Here is a 17548-nt window from a genome sequence, read left to right as displayed (position 1 = left end):
GCTCTATACTGGGGAAGATTCAAACGGCACTTCTGGATTGAAGCCGGTATCGACACATGAAGCTTGTCCGCCGCAGCGCTGCGCCAACCAAACCGCTTGGCACTGCGGCGGACACATAGGGGGAGAAGTGTTATCGGTTAAAACTGTTACTTATCTATCGGCTGGACAGCGCCACTCCCTTTGCTTCTCAGCGCGATGCCGCAAGAAGGCGCCCAAACCCTGGGATCGGCCTGTTGTATCCAACCAGGCGGAGGGCGTCCCAAGCCATTGCCTGGGAGCTAGTGACTACGGGTAGGCCCAACTCTGCCTCTAATTGACCGATGTGTTCCACCACAGGCGTGGCCGTACAAGATATGAAGAGAGCATCCGGCTCAGAAGCTTCTACCAGCGACTTAGCCGCAGCGAAAATGGACTCTTTTCGCAGCTCTCCAATCTCTGCGTCGGCAGACTTATCAAATGTTCCATTAGCCGAAACGCCGAACCCGTGCATCTCTAGAAATCTAACAAACGACCGATGCACATTCACCGGATAGGGCGTTAGCAGCGCGACCTTCTTCGCGCCAAACTGTTTTAAAGCTTCGATCGCGGCGATGGCCGGAGACGTGTATTTAAGTCCGGGCAGCGCATTGCTGAGTTCTGACAGCACTCCTTCGATACCCAATTCTACGGTGGCACTGGTGCAACTGAAAGCCAGAACATCGAGGCGATCCGCGGGCGGAAGAGTGTTAGCGACCTCCGTGAAGGACGACGTAAACGCGAAACCTTCCCAGCCGTCTTCGCAGCTACCTCTCGTCGCAAAAACAGAGACATCATCCCTCGGCAGGATAGCGCGAAAAGCATCGCCTCCTACCTCATCCGTGGAAATCAAAATGAGTCCGATACGTACAATTTTTCGCGACGGCGCGGTCGATCCGTTAAAGATAACAGTTGAATCGAGGGGCTGCATGGGATCCTCCCGAGCTATGCTCAATTACGATCGTCCTCTGTGGTGAGAAATACAATTTCGAAAACTGCAAGCCGGCGCCTTCGGTTCGTCACGGGTGAATGAGCTGCCAGCCAATAATTCATCTGACCAGTTTCTTCGGTTTCTTCGCTTGGCTATTAATAACAAGCCGTCAGTTACGAGTTGCTGCCGCAACAATCGAGTAGAGGCGGTCTGGTCAAAATACTGACTTATTATGATGAACTGTGCGGAGTGTGCCATAGCGCCGCTCCATGTAGTTCAGAGCGACAACAGACGGAATACTGATCACGAGAAAGAATAGCCCAACAAGCGTCATTGGCTCGAAGTACCGATAGTGGATATTTGAAATAATTCGTGCTTGCCCCATTAATTCGATCACCGTGATCATCGAAAGCAATGGCGTTTCCTTGAACATCGCAACAATGTAGTTCCCAAGCACTGGCACCATAGGGGGTACGGCCTGYGGAATGATAACATACCGCCACGTCTGTATGCGCGTCAGGTTTAAAGCCGTTGCGGCTTCCCACAAACCCCGGTCCACGTTATCGATACCGGCGCGGTAGACTTCCGACGTATAACTCGAATAGTGAATGCCGAGAGTAAGAACGCCCGCCATAAGCGGGCTAAGATAGATACCCATGTCAGGTAGCACGTAAAATGTGAAATATAGCTGCACAAGCAGCGGGGTTCCTCGGATGAACTCGATGAAACCCCGAACCACGGAAGCAACGATCGGGTGTGCCGAACGCATTGCGACCGCCAAAGCAAGACCGATCAATAGTGCAACGATTGACGCCAATATGCTCGCGTAGACGGTTATTTTAGCGCCATCGATGAGCTTTGGCAGAATTTCTAGAGCAAACTTCCAATTCCATTCCATCTTAGGCCCTAACACTTGATGTGGAGCGGAGGCGATGTTCAACCAACCGCATAATCCGTGACAACATTACCGCCAGACTTAAGTAAACGACCAGGATTGCTATAAAAGGTACAACTGCATCGCCTGTTTGAGCTCGCACGGTTTGGGCCCGGAAAGTTATCTCCGAAAGAGAAATTAGTGACACAACAGAGGTTGACTTTAAGATCTCAATGACACTGTTTGAGAAAGGCGGTATCATCAGTGGCAAAGCTTGAGGCAAAAGTACATACTTCAGCCGCTGCCAACGACCAAGGTTCAACGCGATACACGCTTCAAACTGCTCAAGCGGTAAGGCAAGCATACCACCTCGGACGATTTCGGACATATACGCGCCTGAGTTTAGGCCGAGGACAAGCACTCCTGCCTCGAATGGTGTCAGTGACACACCGAAAAGTGGCAGTACAAAATAGGCCCAAAAAAGCTGAACGACCATGGAGGTGCCTCGGAAGAACTCCATGAAAAATCTGGCTGACATACGCAACCAGCTGAAGTTGGAGAGTCGCGCGAAGCCTACCGCGAACGCTGTGACTACGGCGAGGAAGGTTCCACACAGAGTGAGCTGGATGGTTAGGACCACTCCCGCAAGGATGGCCGGGAGAAATTCAATCGATCCAGACATTTAAATACTAAGCCCCGCGGCTACAATCTTGCGCAAGAACTGTTTGGTTCGATCCTGCTGCGGATTGCTGAAAATTTCCCGAGGCGGTCCCTCTTCTACGATGCTCCCGCCATCTAAGAAAAGCACGCGATCAGCAAAATCACGAGCGAAGCTCATCTCATGAGTTACGAGGAGCATTGTCATGTCTGTCTCTACCGCCAGCTTACGCATGACATTCAGAACTTCCTCGACTAGTTCGGGGTCGAGAGCCGACGTTACCTCGTCGAACAGCATGATTTTCGGTTTTAGCGCAAGGGCGCGCGCGATAGCGACACGTTGCTTCTGTCCACCAGACAATTCAGCCGGCAGCGCCTTTGCCTTGTGATCCATACCGACCATCTTAAGCAGATCCATCGCCAATGCGATTGCCTCCTGCTCTGAAAGCCCCTGGTTGAGAATAGGAGCCATCGTTACGTTGCGCAAAACCGTCATATGCGGAAAAAGATTAAATTGCTGAAATACCATGCCGATATTTTGCCGCATCTTGTGAAGGTGAGCCTCGGCTCGGCTGCGGCCAAGGCTCGACGTTTCCGGGCTCCAGAGCGGCCCTCCATTTACAAGAACACTACCCTCCTCAATCTTCTCAAGAGTCATGAGGATTCTCAGGATAGTGGTCTTGCCTGAGCCGGATGCGCCGATCAACGCCAACTTTTCGCCTGACGCAACTTTAAAACTTAGATTGCTCAACACTTCATGGGCGCCATAGCGCTTGCATACATTATCAAACTGCACCATCGGGCGATTCATTATTAGTCTCCGGAAGTACAACGTCAAACCGCGGCGCGCTAACCACGGTTTGACTGGGATCAGAGCGGAAGCCAGCGGCTGCAATTCTCGCGGTCTAATTCTTGCATAATTGCTGCGTGCTGACCGTCTCTACACCCTGAGCGTCCTCTTGCAGGCCGTACTTCTTCATGATTTCCATGTAAGTGCCATTTGCTCTAATCTTACGGAGGCCTTCGTTGTACGCGTCACGCAATTCGGCACTATTCTTGTTGAATGCTGCCCCCCCACAGGAGCGGATGTTCTCGATGCGAACATAGTTCCATTTTGCAGCGTCAAGCCTTTTGAATAGGTTTGTCGTCGTCGCGGAATCATTGCCAAATACGTCAATTCGCCCATCTTCAAGAAGTTTTATGCCGCTGTCGCCGTCTGGAAATACAACTATGTCATCTTCCTTTACCCCGGCTTCAAGCGCCAACTTCTGCTCCGTACAGCCGCCGCATACGCCAATTTTCAGGCCTTGATTAGCGACGTCACCATATGTTTTGACTTTTTCGCGCAGCGCTGCCGCGACGATCAAACTTTCACCGCTGCAAGACACGGGGTCGGAGAAAAGGACCGCTTCGCAACGCTCGGGCTTTATGAAAAGAGCTCCGCTCGATGCTAAATCTGCACGATTGGACTGCAGTGCAGGTATCATTGCGCCGTATTCCATGAGTTGTCCCGAGAACTTCGTGACGCCAACCTCTTTAAGAATGGCAGCATCCATTTCTGGACCCCAGCCTCCTGGTGTACCATCCGGGTTCATCTGCATGTAGGGCGGCTCGTTGGCGACTGCGATGGTCACGCCATTTTCTTTCGCGTAATCAAGCGTTTCGGCTTTCGTGATTGCCGGATAGCCCAGCACCGTCGTCACGGCTGCCAAGGTGGCAAGTGCCGCTGCGGGCAAGATGCGCATGCGCTTGCCAAGCACGAAGCCGCTTTCGCGGCTGTTTTTACAGACGTCGGAAATCTGTGTCATTTCATTCCCCATTTTTTTGTGCAGAACCGTGTTGGCCCGCTCGCGATCATTATCCAAATGCCGAATGAATAATCACGGTTATTGTGTCTCAACACGCATAATTCCAGCAAAAATCAGTGCCGAATTGCAGAAAATCGGCCTTCTAGGGTGGGCCGGTCAATTGATCCGGACTCATGATAACCCGCCATCTGGCAGGCTGCCTCGGATCACGCGGTTATCCAAATGCTTCAGCGATGCCTGCTGATTCTTGGCACACTCAAGCGGAAATAATCCGATGATCGCTGAGCGTAACGACACCGATCAGCAAGCCGAGTTGGCTAATTCACCTTATGCCGAAGGGTTAGGTGTTGATCCCGGATTTTGATGGTTCAATCTTCTCACAAGCCTGGAGAGATTCGCCGTGTGGCAAATTCTACATAGAGCGCCCGCACGACAGAGGCGGTCGGTCGAGCGACACAGCAAAGTCAAGAGGGCTTGAGAGCATCTTCGAAGCGCTACGGGATTAATCAGAAGACGGTCGCCAAGTGGAAGAAACGGACTTCGATCGCCGATCTTGCGACAGGCCGAAAGTGCCGAAGTCCACCGTTCTATCGACCGAGACGGAGCGATCATCATCGCCTACCGCCGGCATGGGCTGTTGCGCTCGACGACCGTCTCTACAGTCTGCAGGCGACATCCTCACCTTACACGATCGTCGATGCATCGATGCCTTCAGCGACATAGCATCAGCGTTCGCTATTCTTTAATGACGTCATTTCTGCGAGACGAAGCCCATGGGACGGAATCCTGCAAAATAGCAGAAAATTTGCAGAGAACGCGTTCCTAACCAACTCTTTGCGCTGTCAAACGAACTGCCCCCCCTCCTACAATAACCATATGAGACAGCAGACGGAAGGAAGTGCAACTTCACGGGCCCGCGCGCCATTTCAATGGCGACCTCTATTCGGGTAAGTGAATAAAGGGACCACGCGAGTGGGTCATGATCGTCGAAATCGAGAAGGGCTCGCGGGCGCCTTCATAGGCCGTTGACTTGCGATCGGCCACCGCCTCAACCGAGGTGGGCACGAGCTTCGCTTTACAGGGTATGGAGAACGTGGATCAACCTCGGCTCAATGCACAGGGCCCCTGCGTTAGCGTTGCAATGAATACTCGGCGCAGTCACAGATGTGCTGCAGCACTAATGGGAGGAGACATATGAAGGGTATTGGCTTGGTCACGCTCTCTACCGATCCCGTGGGCGAGGATGCCTTCAAAGCTGTCATGACGGGCACTCCGTTGCGGGTTTTTACCACGCGGACTGGCTACGATGAGGAAAATCACCAGGCTGGTGGCTTCATTCCGAGACCTGACTGGCCAGTGCTCCTAGCAACCTTGCCGCCTGACGATCTGGTCGAGGTCATCGTCTTTCTTTGCACTTCAGCAACAATTGCACTTGGAAACGATGAACTCATTCATCGTCTCAGTGCAGGGCGCCCCGGTCTTCAGTATACTTCGCCGGGCATCGCTGCGGTCGCGATGATGAAAGAGTTCAGTATCAAGCGGATCGCTTTGCTCACACCTTATAGCCCCGCTTTGCACAATGCCTTCGCACCCTATCTAATCCGGCACGGAATTGAGGTCGTCGCTGATCATTCTCTCGCGCATTCTATGAACCTGGCGACGGATGACGATATTAGTCGAGTGCCGGTTAATAGGATTCAAGCAGAATTGGGCAAACTCGTTGGCAACGCCGAGTCAGTTGATGCGGCCTTCGTATCTTGCGCGGCCTTTTCGGTGAAACAATCCGACTTGGTGGAGATGACCTCGGCACTTGGGTGTCCGGTGCTGGCTAGCGTGCATTCCACCGCGTGGCACGTCATGGACCTAGTAGGCGAACATGGCCTTAGGGATAAGTTCGCTTCGGACCTCGGGCTGCCACGCCTGTCTCTTCCAACAGATTCGATTTGATGACTGGAGTAACCCGACAATGCTCACGAACGATCTGCTCTCCCACGAGGAGCGCGAAGCCGTTATCGAAATGCGGCATGCAATGCACCGCGAACCCGAGTTGTCGAACCAGGAGACCAAAACGCAGAAGCGGATCATCGACACGCTGAGGCGATTTGGACTGGATAGAGCAAGGACTTTTCACAATACCGGTGTCTATATTGATATTGAAGGCCTTGCTCCCGGTCCGACACGTTCGATTGCCTTGCGCGGCGATATTGACGCGCTTCCAATTCAAGAGGACCGTGACGAACTTCCTTACCGTTCGCAAGTCCCCGGCCTGATGCACGCATGCGGTCATGACATGCATGCCTCGATTGCGCTCGGAACCGCTTTGGCGTTTCATCGGATGCGAAGTAATTTCTCCGGCAAAGTACGGGTGATTTTTCAGCCTGCGGAAGAGGCAGAACCTCTTGGAGGGCGGACCGTTGTGGAAGAGGGTCTGTTGGTCGGATTCGACGCCGCGGTGGGTTTTCATGTCGACACCGATATACCGGCGGGATCCTTCGGCGCTCGTGCCGGTGCGATGACCAAATCATCCGAACAGTTTGAACTGAACGTCATCGGGACGATGGCGCACGGCGCAGAGTCACACGCCGGCGTTGATGCCATTACAATTGCGGGGGCTTTCATCAATGAGGTCCAAAAGGTGGTGTCACGCGAGATGCCCGTCGATGACGGAGCAATCATCACCATTGGCACCATTCACGGGGGTGAGGCGACAAATATCATCTGCCCTTCGGTCGTGATGACAGGAACGATCCGGACCAGCAGTTCTGCGCGGCGAAACCTATTAGTCCAGAGAGTTCGCGCAGTGGCCGAGGGTGTGGCCGCAATGCACCGCGGGAGGGTGGAATTCAGCTCCCAATCCGGCGAACCTGCTGTAGTCAATGACGCGCTGATGGTCGAGCGGTTCCGACAAGTCGTGACGCGATCGGCCGGTGAGGATAAATATGTCCAGGTAAAGCCGAGCTCCGGTAGCGATGACTTCGGTTTCTACTCCGGGTGCGTACCCTCGATCTACTTTCAGTTTGGCAGCCGGGAGCTCGGAAACGAAACGGGGGTACACACGCCAACCTTTGGAGCCTCGGACAAGATCCTCATTCCGACCACTGAGCTTGCAATACAATACTGTTGGGAACTCCTGCATGATTGACCGCGTTGGCAGGCCGGCGGCGGCAGATGCGCACGCGCGCTGTGACCAAGCGCTCAAGTTATCCTCTTAACGGTCAGCGTAAAGTCAGCCATTTCCGATGCTGGATAGCGCTGGAAAAACAACTTAAACCATCTAGAGTCCAAGAAAGATTGATGTCATGGCTATGCCACGGGGACCGCAGGTTTTTCCGCGAAGTGAATATTTGAGGCGCTTGACCGCCGTAAAAGCGGAAATGGAGCGCGGGGAAATCAGCGCTCTGATGGTAGTCGCCCCTGCCAACATAACCTACCTAACAGGCTACACCGCCAAGTCCGGCTATGTGCCACAAGGTCTAATCGTCTCCCTCGACGATGAGGAACCGACCTTTATCACGCGCCGGATGGACGCGCCCGCCGCGGTGCATCAAATGTTTATCGATCGTAGCCGGGTTATTGGTTACCCCGAGAGCCTCATCGCAAATCCCGACAACGATGGCTGGGATGCACTCATTGACCATTTGCTGGAAGCTGGGTTCGAAAAGGCAAATATCGGGATCGAAGTACAAATCCTGTCGAGCCAAACGGTAGAAAAATTTCGTGCGCGAACTGGAGCAGCAAAAATCGTAGATTTCGGTAATACCATTTGCTGGATCCGAGGGATCAAGTCCGATTTGGAGATCGCGCTCATGCGCGAAGCGGCGGCTATCGCTGATGCTGGCATGTTGCGTGCAAAGGAGGTAATCCGTCCAGGTGTCAGCGAGGCTGACGCAGCCTCGGAAATTATCGCGCAGCTTGTTCGGGGAGCGGGCGGCAAGCAGGGTACCGACGTGGCCGACTTCACGCTTTGTGCGTCACCGCGTACTTCTACTGCACACATTACGTGGGCGGACGACCGTTTCCGGCGAGGCTCTCAGATCAACATCGAGTTGGGAGGTGTCCGCCATGGCTATACTTCCGCGCTGATGCGAACCTTCTCCATCGGCGAGCCGTCAGATCACCTCACGCGCTTGCACGAGGGAGAGGTCGCCGGCTTGGAGGCCGCTCTCGCTGCTGTGAAGCCTGGCGCGACCTGTAGCGACGTTGCTGCCGCGTTCAACGAAACGTTGGGGAAGTCCGGCTTTAGAAAGGAATCCCGATGTGGCTATGCCATCGGCATTGACTGGACCGAACCGACAGCGAGCTTCAAGGTTGGAGATCCCACAATCTTGAAGCCTAACATGACATTTCATTTGATGCTGGGTAACTGGATCGACGAAGATCTTGGTTACGTCATCAGCGAAACACTTCGCGTTACGGAGTCAGGCGTCGAAACATTCAGCATCCTCCCGCGACAGATCTTCCAAATATAGCTTCTGGCCACAAACAGGAAAGCATCCGCGATCGTTGCAAAAGCAGCTTCGGCAGTGGCTTTTACGTCAAGAGGTATTGTCCGAGGTCGTGAACCCACAAAATGGTGGAATCGAGATCGGTGGTTAGCTGCAGTTCAATGCGCGCGGAAAAGTTGGGAACGTCACCATCGGCCCAGCGACCTGTTGACGTGCTCCCAGCAATTCGGACCGTTTTGGGCTGGGATTTTCCAGTTATGATCCCTCGACCGGGATATGGAGAATCCGATGAAGGCATCGAAGTTTTCGGAGGCGCAGATCGCCTTTGTTCTGAAGCAGGCTGAGGAGGGAACGGCGATCGGCGAGGTGTGCCGGAAGGTCGGGATATCCGAGGCGACGTTCTACAACTGGCGCAAGCGCTATGCCGGTCTGATGCCGTCCGAGGTGAAGCGGCTGCGGCAGCTCGAGGAAGAGAACGCCAAACTCAAACGCATCGTCGCGGATCTGTCGTTGGACAAGGCGATGCTGCAGGACGTCCTGGCAAAAAAGCTTTGAGGCCTGCCCGCCGGCGCCAGCTTGTCGATGAGTTAAGGGACGTCTGGAAGGTCTCGATTCGCAAAGCCTGCAATGCCTTGCGGATCGACCGGTCCCTTTACACCTACAAGCCAAAGCGCGGTGAGCAGGCCGATCTCAAGCATCGGGTCAAGGAGATTTGCGAGACGCGGGTTCGCTATGGCTACCGGCGGGTGCATGTCCTGCTGTTGCGCGAAGGATGGCCAATCAACATGAAGCGAACGCGTAGGCTTTACAAAGAGTTGGGACTGCAACTGCGCAACAAGACGCCGAAGCGCCGTGTAAAGGCCAAGCTGCGGGAGGATAGAACCGATGCCACTCACTCCAACCAGGTCTGGGCAATGGACTTCGTCCATGACCAGTTGGCCACCGGCCGGAAGCTGCGCGTCCTCACCATCGTCGACACCCATTCGCGCTACGCGCCGGCGACGGATCCGCGGTTCAGCTACCGGGGGGAAGACGTTGTGCAGACGCTCGAGCGCGTCTGCCGCCAGGTTGGCTATCCCAAGATGATCAGGGTGGACAATGGAAGCGAGTTCATCTCCAGAGACCTCGATCTGTGGGCTTATCAGCGAGACGTGATCCTGGACTTCTCACGGCCCGGCAAGCCCACGGACAATGCGTATATCGAGTCGTTCAACGGCAAGTTCCGCGCCGAGTGCCTGAACCAGCACTGGTTCCTGACCCTTGACGACGCCCGTCAGAAAATGGAGGAATGGCGTCGAGACTACAACGAGGTTCGTCCTCACAGCGCCATCGGTAATAAGCCGCCGATATCGCTCATGAATGCCTCAGGCGCATCCGGTCCGCCGTGAGTGCTACCCCCGGGAAATTCCCCAGCCGGGCGGTCCAAAATCGGGGCTCACGTCACTGTCTGTGCGTAGATCGAAAACTGGGGACAATTCGCCACCATGATGCCCTCCTGGACCATGCGTTGAGCGCCGTGTCCATCTTCCTCGGCGGGCTGAAAAATAAATGCGACGTTTCCTCAGAAGTAGCGTGTCGCCGCCAAATGCTTGGCGCCCCCAGCAGCATGGCCGTGTGGCCGTCGTGACCGCATGCGTGCATCAAGCCTTCCGTCCTGGATGCCCACGGCTCACCCGAAGCCTCTAGAATTGGTAGCGCGTCCATGTCCGCCCGTAATGCAATGGTTTGACCGTCACCGCGGCTTCCCCGCACGACAGACACAATTCCGGTTTCGGCGATACCCGATTCCAATTCGTCAACGCCGAAAGATTCGAGCTTTTGAGTCACGAACTTTGCGGTTTCGATCACCCGATAATCCAGCTCAGGATGTTAATGAAGATGCCGGCGCTAGCTTGTGGTGGCGAACCCAAACTAGCAAAGCGGACACTTGAAGATAATTCGTTTTCTGTTATCGATATATGCACAATGTGAATAAGTAGGCCATATATGGACGTCGCACTTCTGAGAACGTTCACCGCGGTCGCTACGCTGGGGAGTTTTTCTGGCGCTGCGCAACGGCTGAACATGACACAATCGACGGTCAGTCAACAGGTTGCGCGTCTCGAAGAGCACCTTGGTAAGCAGCTATTTGTTCGAACGACGAGACTATGCCGGCTAACACCGTCGGGCGACGAGCTCATGGAGCGCGCCAGCAAAGTTGTGTCACTGATCGACGAAATGGAAAGTGCATTTCGTCCGGAGTTAAGTAGCGGCACAGTAGTCGTCGGAGTTGTCGATGATTCATACTTATTTGCCCCTCTTACCCGCGCTTTAGCTGAGTTTGTTGCGCGACGTCCCGCGGTGAGCGTGGAAATAAGAGCAGGAATGTCGGCAGATCTGTTGCGTGAACTGAAGGCACGAAACATCGAGCTCGCTTTGCTCCGCGTCGATCCCGAGCTGGACAGGTCCAATCTCCTACAAACAAGCAGACTGGTCTGGATTTCCTGTCCAAATTGGCAGGTCCCCAAAAACGGCGTTATCCCTCTGGCGGTGGTTGGCGGCACCTGCAGCTATCATAGGACTGCGCTCGAGACACTCAGAGGCGCTGGGATGCAATCGCGCCGCGTCGTGACCTGTAGCAGCTTGGAGGGGGTGCTGGAGGTCGTGCGGGCGGGCCTGGCAGTTTCAGTTGTGCCCGAGGGAGAGTTGCGAACAGGGATGGAGATCCTTAGCGACCGTCGTCTTCCTCCTCTTCCTTATACCGGACTCAAGATCAGTTTCAGCGAACAGGAGCCGACCTTAGCCGCCAAACAATTGGCGAGGGTTATTGAAGACACTCTACAGACACAGGTGTCGGTCCGAACAAGCGCCTAACGCCACGCGAAGGCTGCCGTCGGGCTTAGGTCGAAATCGATTCTACCAGTCTATTCGCAGCCGCCATTGAGAGCGTCCACCCAAGCGATCCGTGACCACAATTTAAGGAAACACCTTTGACGTTTGTCCTTCCGACAATTGGCTTGCTGTCTGGAGTCACAGGCCGTAGGCCCGTCCAGGCATTGACGTCTCCGTCATAATTACCCGCTCGGGGGAAGATGCCTTTTGCTGTTTCGAGAAGGGTGCGGAACCGCTCTTCGCCGAAGCCGCCTTTTCCATCTCCGATATCGGCGAGGCCGGCGACACGCAATCTACTGCCAATCCGGCAGAACACGGTTTTTCGCGCCGTATCGGTAATGCTTGCGATAGGTGCTGACGCAAGCGCGGGAACTGTTAGTGAATAACCCTGAACTGGCCATATCGGAAGACGGATGCCCGCTGTCTTTGCGATAGCCGGTGCCCCCGCACCAAGCGAAATGACCGCCTGAGAACACTCAAGTTGATCTGTCTCAGTTTCAACGGCGACGAGCGCATTGGCACGTACGACAAGCCGGCGAACTCGCGAACCAAACCTGAAAATGACGCCGTGGTCGCGCTCCAACAAGTCTCGCAGATTGCGACAGAATAGGTTTGAGTCCCCCGATTCATCATGTGGTGACCACACCGCTCCGACGAAATCGTGCCCGTAGCCTTCAAGAGCCGGTTCCTTCTCGAGAGCCTGATCTCGCGTGAGGACAGCCTGCTGGGCACCGAACTGGTTCTTAAGTTTGGTAAGGGCTCTCGCTTTTTCGAGGCTCTTTTCATTGGCGTAAAGGGTTAGCTTGCCGGTTTTAGCGTGATCGAATTTGATCTTATCAGAGAGATTGCTAATCGCGGATCTGCTCTCCAACGCAAGCTTCAAGATATCGATCGTGTTTCGCTCGAACGCCTGCTGCGTCGAGTTGGCAATAAATCTCAACGCCCATGCAATGAAAGCTGGTGATAGAGGGAGTGAGACACAGAACGCTGGATCAAGACCTAGAATATATTTTGGGAGATTGGCTACCAGGGATGGTGACGCCATTGCATCAGAGTAGAAATAGCTCAACTGTGCGCCATTGCCAAAGCTGGCGCCAGCTTCTGCTGGGCCCGCCGCTCCATCAAGGACTGTGACTTGAAAGCCTTTTCGCGCCAGCGCATAAGCGGTGGTCATGCCGACAACGCCCGCTCCGAGAACCAGAATTTCTCTCATCGACCATCGTCGTCCCGAAGGCGTGCGATAACTTCGATCTCCACCGGCACCCCTCTTGGAAGTGCGGCAACGCCGATGGCAAATCTTGAGTGCGTCCCGGCCTCACCAAAGACTGCGACCAACAGGTCTGATGCCCCGTTCACGACCGAGGGAATATTCGTGAAATCCGGGGTGCAGCTTACAAAGCCGGATACCTTGATAATCTGCGAGATTCTGGCCAAGTTGCCATCGGTCGCAAAAGACAATTGGCTGATGATGTTGAGGCCTGCGAGTTTTGCCGCGGTATAGGCTTCGTCTTGAGTGACTGCATCGCCGACACGCCCGACATATTTCACAGCGCCGTCTTCGAGCGGCAGTTGACCTGACACGTAGACCTGGCCCCGGTCAATCTTGAAGCCCAGGAGATTTCCCGCCGGCTTTGTAACTTTTGGCAACACGAGATTAAGCGCTTCCAGGCGCTGTTCAGGCGTCAAACCCATGGATCAATTTTCCTGCTGGGAATATTCCCGCGCGGTTGCCACGAAATCATCGAAAACAATACTGTCGATTTCTGCGACGCCGTATTCAGGATGCCATTGAACCCCAACGGCGAAACCGCCTTTCTTGGCCTCCAAGGCCTCCACCACACCGTCGGGCGCGCTGGCCAGCGTTACGAAGCTCTCTGAAGGCAGGACAGACTGATGATGAACACTGTTTACGCCATAAGCATGCCCGTTCTTGATCCGGAGATGACGGGACTCGCTCAAGAAATCAACCTGGTGTTGAGCTACGGCGGCCGATTGTGAGGGCTTGTGTTCGAGTGCGCCTTTGACTTCAGTGGGGATGTCCTGGACCAACTTGCCATCAAGGCACACTGCCAGCAGCTGCATTCCATTGCAGATCCCAAGAATTGGGAGCTGCCGCGCCAACGCTCCTTGGATAAGGGCGCGCTCGAAGTTCGTTCTGACTGGCTTTAATGTATACGATTTACGCGGGGGTTGGCTATAAAGCGCCGGGTCAATATCGAACATGCCACCGGTGACTAAGAGGCCATCTATGGCTTCGAGATAGTCATGAACTTGCTCGCCGTATGGAAGAATGAAGGGAAGACCGCCAGCGTTTGACACCGCATCAGCGTAGTTTCTTCGCAGAACATACTCCGTTTCTGGAGCGGCTATATCATTGATGTCAGGCGTTATACCTATGCGCGGACGATACATCATACCAGCCTCAAGACAGCCAAGCCCGAGCGACATCTTCATAGATCTCGACGGCTTTCAGCACATTGTCGACGGAGACTGACTCGTCCGGCTGCCCGCTCAAACCCAGTGAGCCCGGGCCGATAATCGCGAAGGGCACAGAGAGCCCTTCCAGGAGAACGGTGCCATCGCTGTAATAGGAAACGCCCTTTATCTCGGGCGCACGCGTTAGATGCCGAGTGCATGTTTCGACGCAGAGCTTGACGAACCCGTCGTCGGATTGGCTTTCCACCGCAGGTTTGAAATCAAGAATGCTAATCGCAACGTCTTCCGGCGCAATGTCCTGGATCTGAGCGACGACGACAGTGTGATCCGCAACCGGAGGCAAACGAATATCGATGTCCACTGCGCAGTGATCCGGCGTAAGGTTTACTGCCGAGCCACCCTGGATACGCCCGACGCGAATTGTCGGCTCGTCTAGAAGCGGATGTTGCGGAAACTCAAGCTTGATTTCGTAAAGGCGCGTTAGGAAGGAGTGGATCAGTTCAATGGCATTGACGCCTGCCTTGCCCGAGACATGACCAAGGCGGCCGGTGGCGGTTGCTCGAAGCCACAGCGCAGCCTTCTCCACTATTACGACATCCAGATCGCTTGGCTCGCCGCAAAGGAACGCTCCTATTTCCTTTTTCAGACCGCGTTCGACGAAACGTCGCGCGCCCAAAAGATTTGCGCTTTCGCCTGCGCTGAATGCCAGGATTACATCACCCTTCAGCGGGCTGTCTGGGGTGGCCAATCTTCCCGCAGCAGCGATCATTGCCGCCAAAGCGCTCTTCATATCGGTAGCGCCGCGCCCGTAGAGGCGACCGTTTTCGATCTCGCCAGAGAAGGGCATCCGCTGCCAGGGGACCGTGCCGATGGGTACGGTGTCCATGTGAGATGAAAGAACCAGTGCGGGCTTTTCGCCGGTTCCACGGATCCTTCCCAGAACGTTAGCCCGGTTTGGAAGGAATTCGTCGAGTTCAGACTCGATACCAAGAGCAAGAAGTTCCCGATGCACGAGTCGCGCAACCTCTACCTCACCGCCAGGCGGATCGCAGCTATCTATTGCAACGACTTGCTGAAGGAACCGTATGGGGTCGAATTGGTCCTTGCCCTCGCGTTTTGCTTGAGCAGTAATGGCAGCCATGAACAATCCTCTAGTTTCTGAGGAGCATGGCCATTTCAATGTGGGATAAGAAGCGCAAAAGCGTAATGAATTGATCGAGGAACTTTATGAATGGCGCAACGATCTCAGGCTTAGGCTACGACAGCTCACTTGCCCGGCCGCGTATGATCGAAAAGGTTCAGCAACAGATGGGTCCGATATTCAGGGCCTGGGCGCCCTCCTGGCCGGCGTTATGGCGGATGCTCCGCCGGGGGCTTCGGAAGCACCGCCCTCACCACCGCCGGCACGAACATGGATTTCGATATCGCCGCCTCCCCCATCGGCCGGCGAGCAGACCGACGCCATACCGGCGTGCCAGCGCAAAACCCGTCTCGCCCGCCTCGTAGCCCTCCGCCCTTCTCCGGCCGCCACTCACGCCGCCGACCCGAACCCGTGAAGTCTCCAGCCCGGACCGTCTCCTCGCCCTGGCCGTAAGCGTAAACTCTGAAATCGTCCTATGTCGAAACCCTCAAAGGCGTCGAACATCGTGCCTACATCCGCGCGCGAAAAGTGCCGCGGGAACAGCCAGGGTACTTTCTGTGACATGAGCATGGAGGTCGAACGCGGCCGTTATCGGAACGTCTCGCCCAACGATGGCAGGCAGGCGCCCAACCAGGACACCTTCCTGGTTCCGTCAGGCTCTCGGTGAGCATGCCGCCATGCAGCGGTAGAACGATGGCGTCAAAGTTGCCGCTCTTGGCGGCATCGACCAAGACGTCGCTCACCTCCTCGAAAACCCGATCCTCAACGGGTCCGCCGGATTGCGCCCGGAATAATGTCGGGACAATCAGATCGACACCCGCCTCAATTGCGGCGCCGATCACACCGCCAAATGTGGAGTTTGCGCCACGATTACGTTCGATTGCTGCTTGGCCTTCTACAATGGTGAAGCGTTCGCGGCCCGTGACGATCGGGTTGAAACTGTGGGATTCTTTCGCGATGCCGCCTGCAAGGACTCGCCTCTTGACCATGGTTCACCTCGTCTGCTTTTTTTGAGATGCCAGCTCTGCCGCAGCCATGCATCGTCTGCTCGTCAAGCCATCAACTATGCAGGAGCTCCCAGCAATATTTGATGGCGAGCTCCGTCGCCGGAAGCAGTATCTTGTCGGATGCACCGAAAGTTGGTGTGTGAACACCTGATTCATTCCCGGGCTCTCGAGAGCCGAACAGAAAGTAGATCGAGGGAACGCAGCCCGAGTAGAAGCCGAAATCATCGCTGCCTGAACTCGGCGGCGCCTGGACGTATTTATCCTCGCCGGAGGACTGGAGCACGATTTGGCGAAACCGCTCAACCATGCCGGCATCGTTTACGACGGGAGGCTCGCCAGATTGAGAGCTGAACTCGACCCGGCCGCGATGCATGGCGGCGACCCCTTCGGCGACCTCGCGTACCCTTTGCACCAACAAGCCTCGCCGCTCGGGACTGCTTGTGCGGATGGTTCCGGTCATGACGACTGACGGGCAGATGATATTCGTTGCCTCTCCGCCATGGATGGTGCCGATGGTCACGATCGCGCCGTCGTGTACGGGCATCTCCCTTGAGACGACCTTCTGGACTTCATTGATGAAGGCCCCCGCCATGGAGATCGCGTCGACGCCGGCGTGCGACTCTGCGCCATGCGCCATGGTCCCGATGATATTCACCTCGAATTGCTCGGATGATTTTGTTACCGCACCGGCACGTGCGCCAAAGGAACCCGCGGGAATATCCGTGTCGACGTGAAAGCCCACCGCGGCCTCGAAGCCGACCAGCAAACCCTCTTCCGCCACGCTTCGTCCGCCAAGGGGCTCAGCTTCTTCCGCAGGCTGAAAAATCACGCGTACCTTGCCGGAGAAATTCTGTCGCATCCGGTGAAAGGCCAGAGCCGTTCCCAAGGCAATCGAGGCATGCATGTCATGACCACATGCATGCATGACGCCGGGCACTTGCGAACGATAGGGCAGGTCGTCACGGCTCTCCTGTATCGGGAGCGCGTCGATGTCGCCGCGCAAGGCGATCGCACGGTTTGGCCCGGGAGCGAGCCCTTGAACATCGATGTAGATACCGGTTTTGTGAAATGACTGCGCGCCCTCCAGTCCAAATTTGGCAAGCGCGTCGATGATCCTCTTTCGGGTCTTCGTTTCYTGGTTCGACAGTTCAGGTTCCCGATGCATGGCATGCCGCATTTCGATGACGGCTTCGCGCTCTTCTGGCGACAGTAGATCGTTGGTCAGCATTGTCGTGTTATGCTCCTCACTTCATCCTTCAAGGTCGGYGGGTTATCCAAACCTGATAATCAAAGTTTGACAGCTGCCCAGGGTGGCAGCATGCTCGTTCGAGATCCGCGCGTCAGACACTGCAGCCTGCTATCC

The 17548-nt window shown here is 55.3% G+C and carries 16 protein-coding genes and 3 pseudogenes; 6 read left to right on the top strand and 13 right to left on the bottom strand.

Features of this window, described 5'->3' with window-relative positions:
* Positions 1-187: 187 nt before the first annotated feature.
* From AC1DXN_RS30555 to ehuB, 5 genes are all read right to left on the bottom strand, one after another.
* Positions 188-946: a maleate cis-trans isomerase family protein gene (locus AC1DXN_RS30555; protein ID WP_477278320.1), complete on the bottom strand. Its 759-nt coding sequence runs from the start codon at positions 944-946 to the stop codon at positions 188-190.
* 214 nt (positions 947-1160) lie between these two features.
* A complete protein-coding gene (ehuD, locus tag AC1DXN_RS30550) occupies positions 1161-1844 on the bottom strand; it encodes an ectoine/hydroxyectoine ABC transporter permease subunit EhuD (protein ID WP_477278348.1) in 684 nt (227 codons plus the stop codon).
* Position 1845: 1 nt separating this feature from the next.
* Positions 1846-2502 (bottom strand): ectoine/hydroxyectoine ABC transporter permease subunit EhuC, encoded by a 657-nt coding sequence (gene ehuC / locus AC1DXN_RS30545; RefSeq protein ID WP_477278322.1) that lies wholly within the window; start codon positions 2500-2502, stop codon positions 1846-1848.
* Positions 2503-3288, bottom strand: a complete 786-nt coding sequence (gene ehuA / locus AC1DXN_RS30540) for an ectoine/hydroxyectoine ABC transporter ATP-binding protein EhuA (protein WP_477278324.1) — start codon at positions 3286-3288, stop codon at positions 2503-2505. It abuts the gene before it with no gap.
* Between the two features lie 94 nt (positions 3289-3382).
* Complete coding sequence (ehuB, locus tag AC1DXN_RS30535) at positions 3383-4285, bottom strand: ectoine/hydroxyectoine ABC transporter substrate-binding protein EhuB (protein ID WP_477278326.1); 903 nt, start codon at positions 4283-4285, stop codon at positions 3383-3385.
* Between the two features lie 400 nt (positions 4286-4685).
* Between ehuB and AC1DXN_RS30530 the strand changes: the two are divergent.
* The 5 genes and pseudogenes from AC1DXN_RS30530 to AC1DXN_RS30510 all read left to right on the top strand — a co-directional run.
* A pseudogene (locus AC1DXN_RS30530) lies at positions 4686-5015 on the top strand (IS481 family transposase); the annotation flags it as partial.
* Between the two features lie 464 nt (positions 5016-5479).
* Entirely contained in the window at positions 5480-6232 is a 753-nt protein-coding gene (locus AC1DXN_RS30525; RefSeq protein ID WP_477278328.1) for an aspartate racemase/maleate isomerase family protein, read from the top strand.
* A gap of 19 nt (positions 6233-6251) precedes the next feature.
* Positions 6252-7427: a M20 family metallopeptidase gene (locus AC1DXN_RS30520; protein ID WP_477278330.1), complete on the top strand. Its 1176-nt coding sequence runs from the start codon at positions 6252-6254 to the stop codon at positions 7425-7427.
* Positions 7428-7584: 157 nt separating this feature from the next.
* A complete protein-coding gene (locus AC1DXN_RS30515; RefSeq protein ID WP_477278332.1) occupies positions 7585-8754 on the top strand; it encodes a M24 family metallopeptidase in 1170 nt (389 codons plus the stop codon).
* Between the two features lie 264 nt (positions 8755-9018).
* A protein-coding gene (locus AC1DXN_RS30510) for an IS3 family transposase (RefSeq protein WP_477278334.1) occupies positions 9019-10118 on the top strand; the annotation gives its coding sequence in 2 pieces (ribosomal slippage) (positions 9019-9271 and positions 9271-10118; 1101 coding nt in all).
* A gap of 95 nt (positions 10119-10213) precedes the next feature.
* Here the strand turns inward: AC1DXN_RS30510 and AC1DXN_RS30505 are convergent.
* A pseudogene (locus AC1DXN_RS30505) lies at positions 10214-10590 on the bottom strand (M20/M25/M40 family metallo-hydrolase); the annotation flags it as partial.
* A 126-nt stretch (positions 10591-10716) separates the two neighbouring features.
* Here AC1DXN_RS30505 and AC1DXN_RS30500 point away from each other — a divergent pair.
* Positions 10717-11583, top strand: a complete 867-nt coding sequence (locus AC1DXN_RS30500) for a LysR family transcriptional regulator (RefSeq protein WP_477278336.1) — start codon at positions 10717-10719, stop codon at positions 11581-11583.
* A 25-nt stretch (positions 11584-11608) separates the two neighbouring features.
* Here AC1DXN_RS30500 and AC1DXN_RS30495 read toward each other — a convergent pair whose 3' ends face one another.
* The 7 genes and pseudogenes from AC1DXN_RS30495 to AC1DXN_RS30465 form a co-directional block, all read right to left on the bottom strand.
* Positions 11609-12814: an FAD-dependent oxidoreductase gene (locus tag AC1DXN_RS30495; protein ID WP_477278338.1), complete on the bottom strand. Its 1206-nt coding sequence runs from the start codon at positions 12812-12814 to the stop codon at positions 11609-11611.
* On the bottom strand, positions 12811-13293 hold the full coding sequence (locus AC1DXN_RS30490) for a RidA family protein (protein WP_477278340.1): 483 nt from the start codon (positions 13291-13293) through the stop codon (positions 12811-12813). The genes AC1DXN_RS30495 and AC1DXN_RS30490 overlap by 4 nt, the downstream gene beginning before the upstream one ends.
* Before the next feature lie 3 nt (positions 13294-13296).
* On the bottom strand, positions 13297-14055 hold the full coding sequence (locus AC1DXN_RS30485) for a gamma-glutamyl-gamma-aminobutyrate hydrolase family protein (protein WP_477278342.1): 759 nt from the start codon (positions 14053-14055) through the stop codon (positions 13297-13299).
* Positions 14024-15178 carry a M20 family metallopeptidase gene (locus tag AC1DXN_RS30480; protein WP_477278344.1) on the bottom strand — a complete coding sequence of 385 codons (1155 nt, stop codon included), beginning with the start codon at positions 15176-15178 and terminating at the stop codon, positions 14024-14026. Before AC1DXN_RS30480 ends, AC1DXN_RS30485 begins: the two co-directional genes overlap by 32 nt.
* Positions 15179-15665: 487 nt before the next feature.
* Entirely contained in the window at positions 15666-15791 is a 126-nt protein-coding gene (locus AC1DXN_RS30475) for a hypothetical protein (RefSeq protein ID WP_477421798.1), read from the bottom strand.
* 46 nt (positions 15792-15837) lie between these two features.
* A pseudogene (locus tag AC1DXN_RS30470) lies at positions 15838-16167 on the bottom strand (M81 family metallopeptidase); the annotation flags it as partial.
* Positions 16168-16237: 70 nt separating this feature from the next.
* Entirely contained in the window at positions 16238-17413 is a 1176-nt protein-coding gene (locus tag AC1DXN_RS30465; protein ID WP_477278394.1) for a M20 metallopeptidase family protein, read from the bottom strand.
* Between the last annotated feature and the right edge of the window lie 135 nt (positions 17414-17548).

It is taken from the genome of Mesorhizobium sp. P2_H9 (genome assembly GCF_056403215.1).
The sequence above is the reverse complement of the archived record's forward strand: the minus strand, read 5'-3'. Positions and strand labels throughout refer to the sequence as shown.

Bases quoted from the DNA above. Each gene is read 5' to 3' on its own strand.
- AC1DXN_RS30555 (WP_477278320.1), bottom strand. From the start codon at position 946: ATGCAGCCCCTCGATTCAACTGTTATCTTTAACGGATCGACCGCGCCG.
- AC1DXN_RS30480 (WP_477278344.1), bottom strand. From the start codon at position 15,178: ATGGCTGCCATTACTGCTCAAGCAAAACGCGAGGGCAAGGACCAATTC.
- AC1DXN_RS30495 (WP_477278338.1), bottom strand. From the start codon at position 12,814: ATGAGAGAAATTCTGGTTCTCGGAGCGGGCGTTGTCGGCATGACCACC.
- AC1DXN_RS30520 (WP_477278330.1), top strand. From the start codon at position 6,252: ATGCTCACGAACGATCTGCTCTCCCACGAGGAGCGCGAAGCCGTTATC.
- AC1DXN_RS30525 (WP_477278328.1), top strand. From the start codon at position 5,480: ATGAAGGGTATTGGCTTGGTCACGCTCTCTACCGATCCCGTGGGCGAG.
- AC1DXN_RS30500 (WP_477278336.1), top strand. From the start codon at position 10,717: ATGGACGTCGCACTTCTGAGAACGTTCACCGCGGTCGCTACGCTGGGG.
- AC1DXN_RS30485 (WP_477278342.1), bottom strand. From the start codon at position 14,055: ATGAAGATGTCGCTCGGGCTTGGCTGTCTTGAGGCTGGTATGATGTAT.
- AC1DXN_RS30515 (WP_477278332.1), top strand. From the start codon at position 7,585: ATGGCTATGCCACGGGGACCGCAGGTTTTTCCGCGAAGTGAATATTTG.
- ehuC (WP_477278322.1), bottom strand. From the start codon at position 2,502: ATGTCTGGATCGATTGAATTTCTCCCGGCCATCCTTGCGGGAGTGGTC.
- ehuA (WP_477278324.1), bottom strand. From the start codon at position 3,288: ATGAATCGCCCGATGGTGCAGTTTGATAATGTATGCAAGCGCTATGGC.
- AC1DXN_RS30490 (WP_477278340.1), bottom strand. From the start codon at position 13,293: ATGGGTTTGACGCCTGAACAGCGCCTGGAAGCGCTTAATCTCGTGTTG.
- ehuB (WP_477278326.1), bottom strand. From the start codon at position 4,285: ATGACACAGATTTCCGACGTCTGTAAAAACAGCCGCGAAAGCGGCTTC.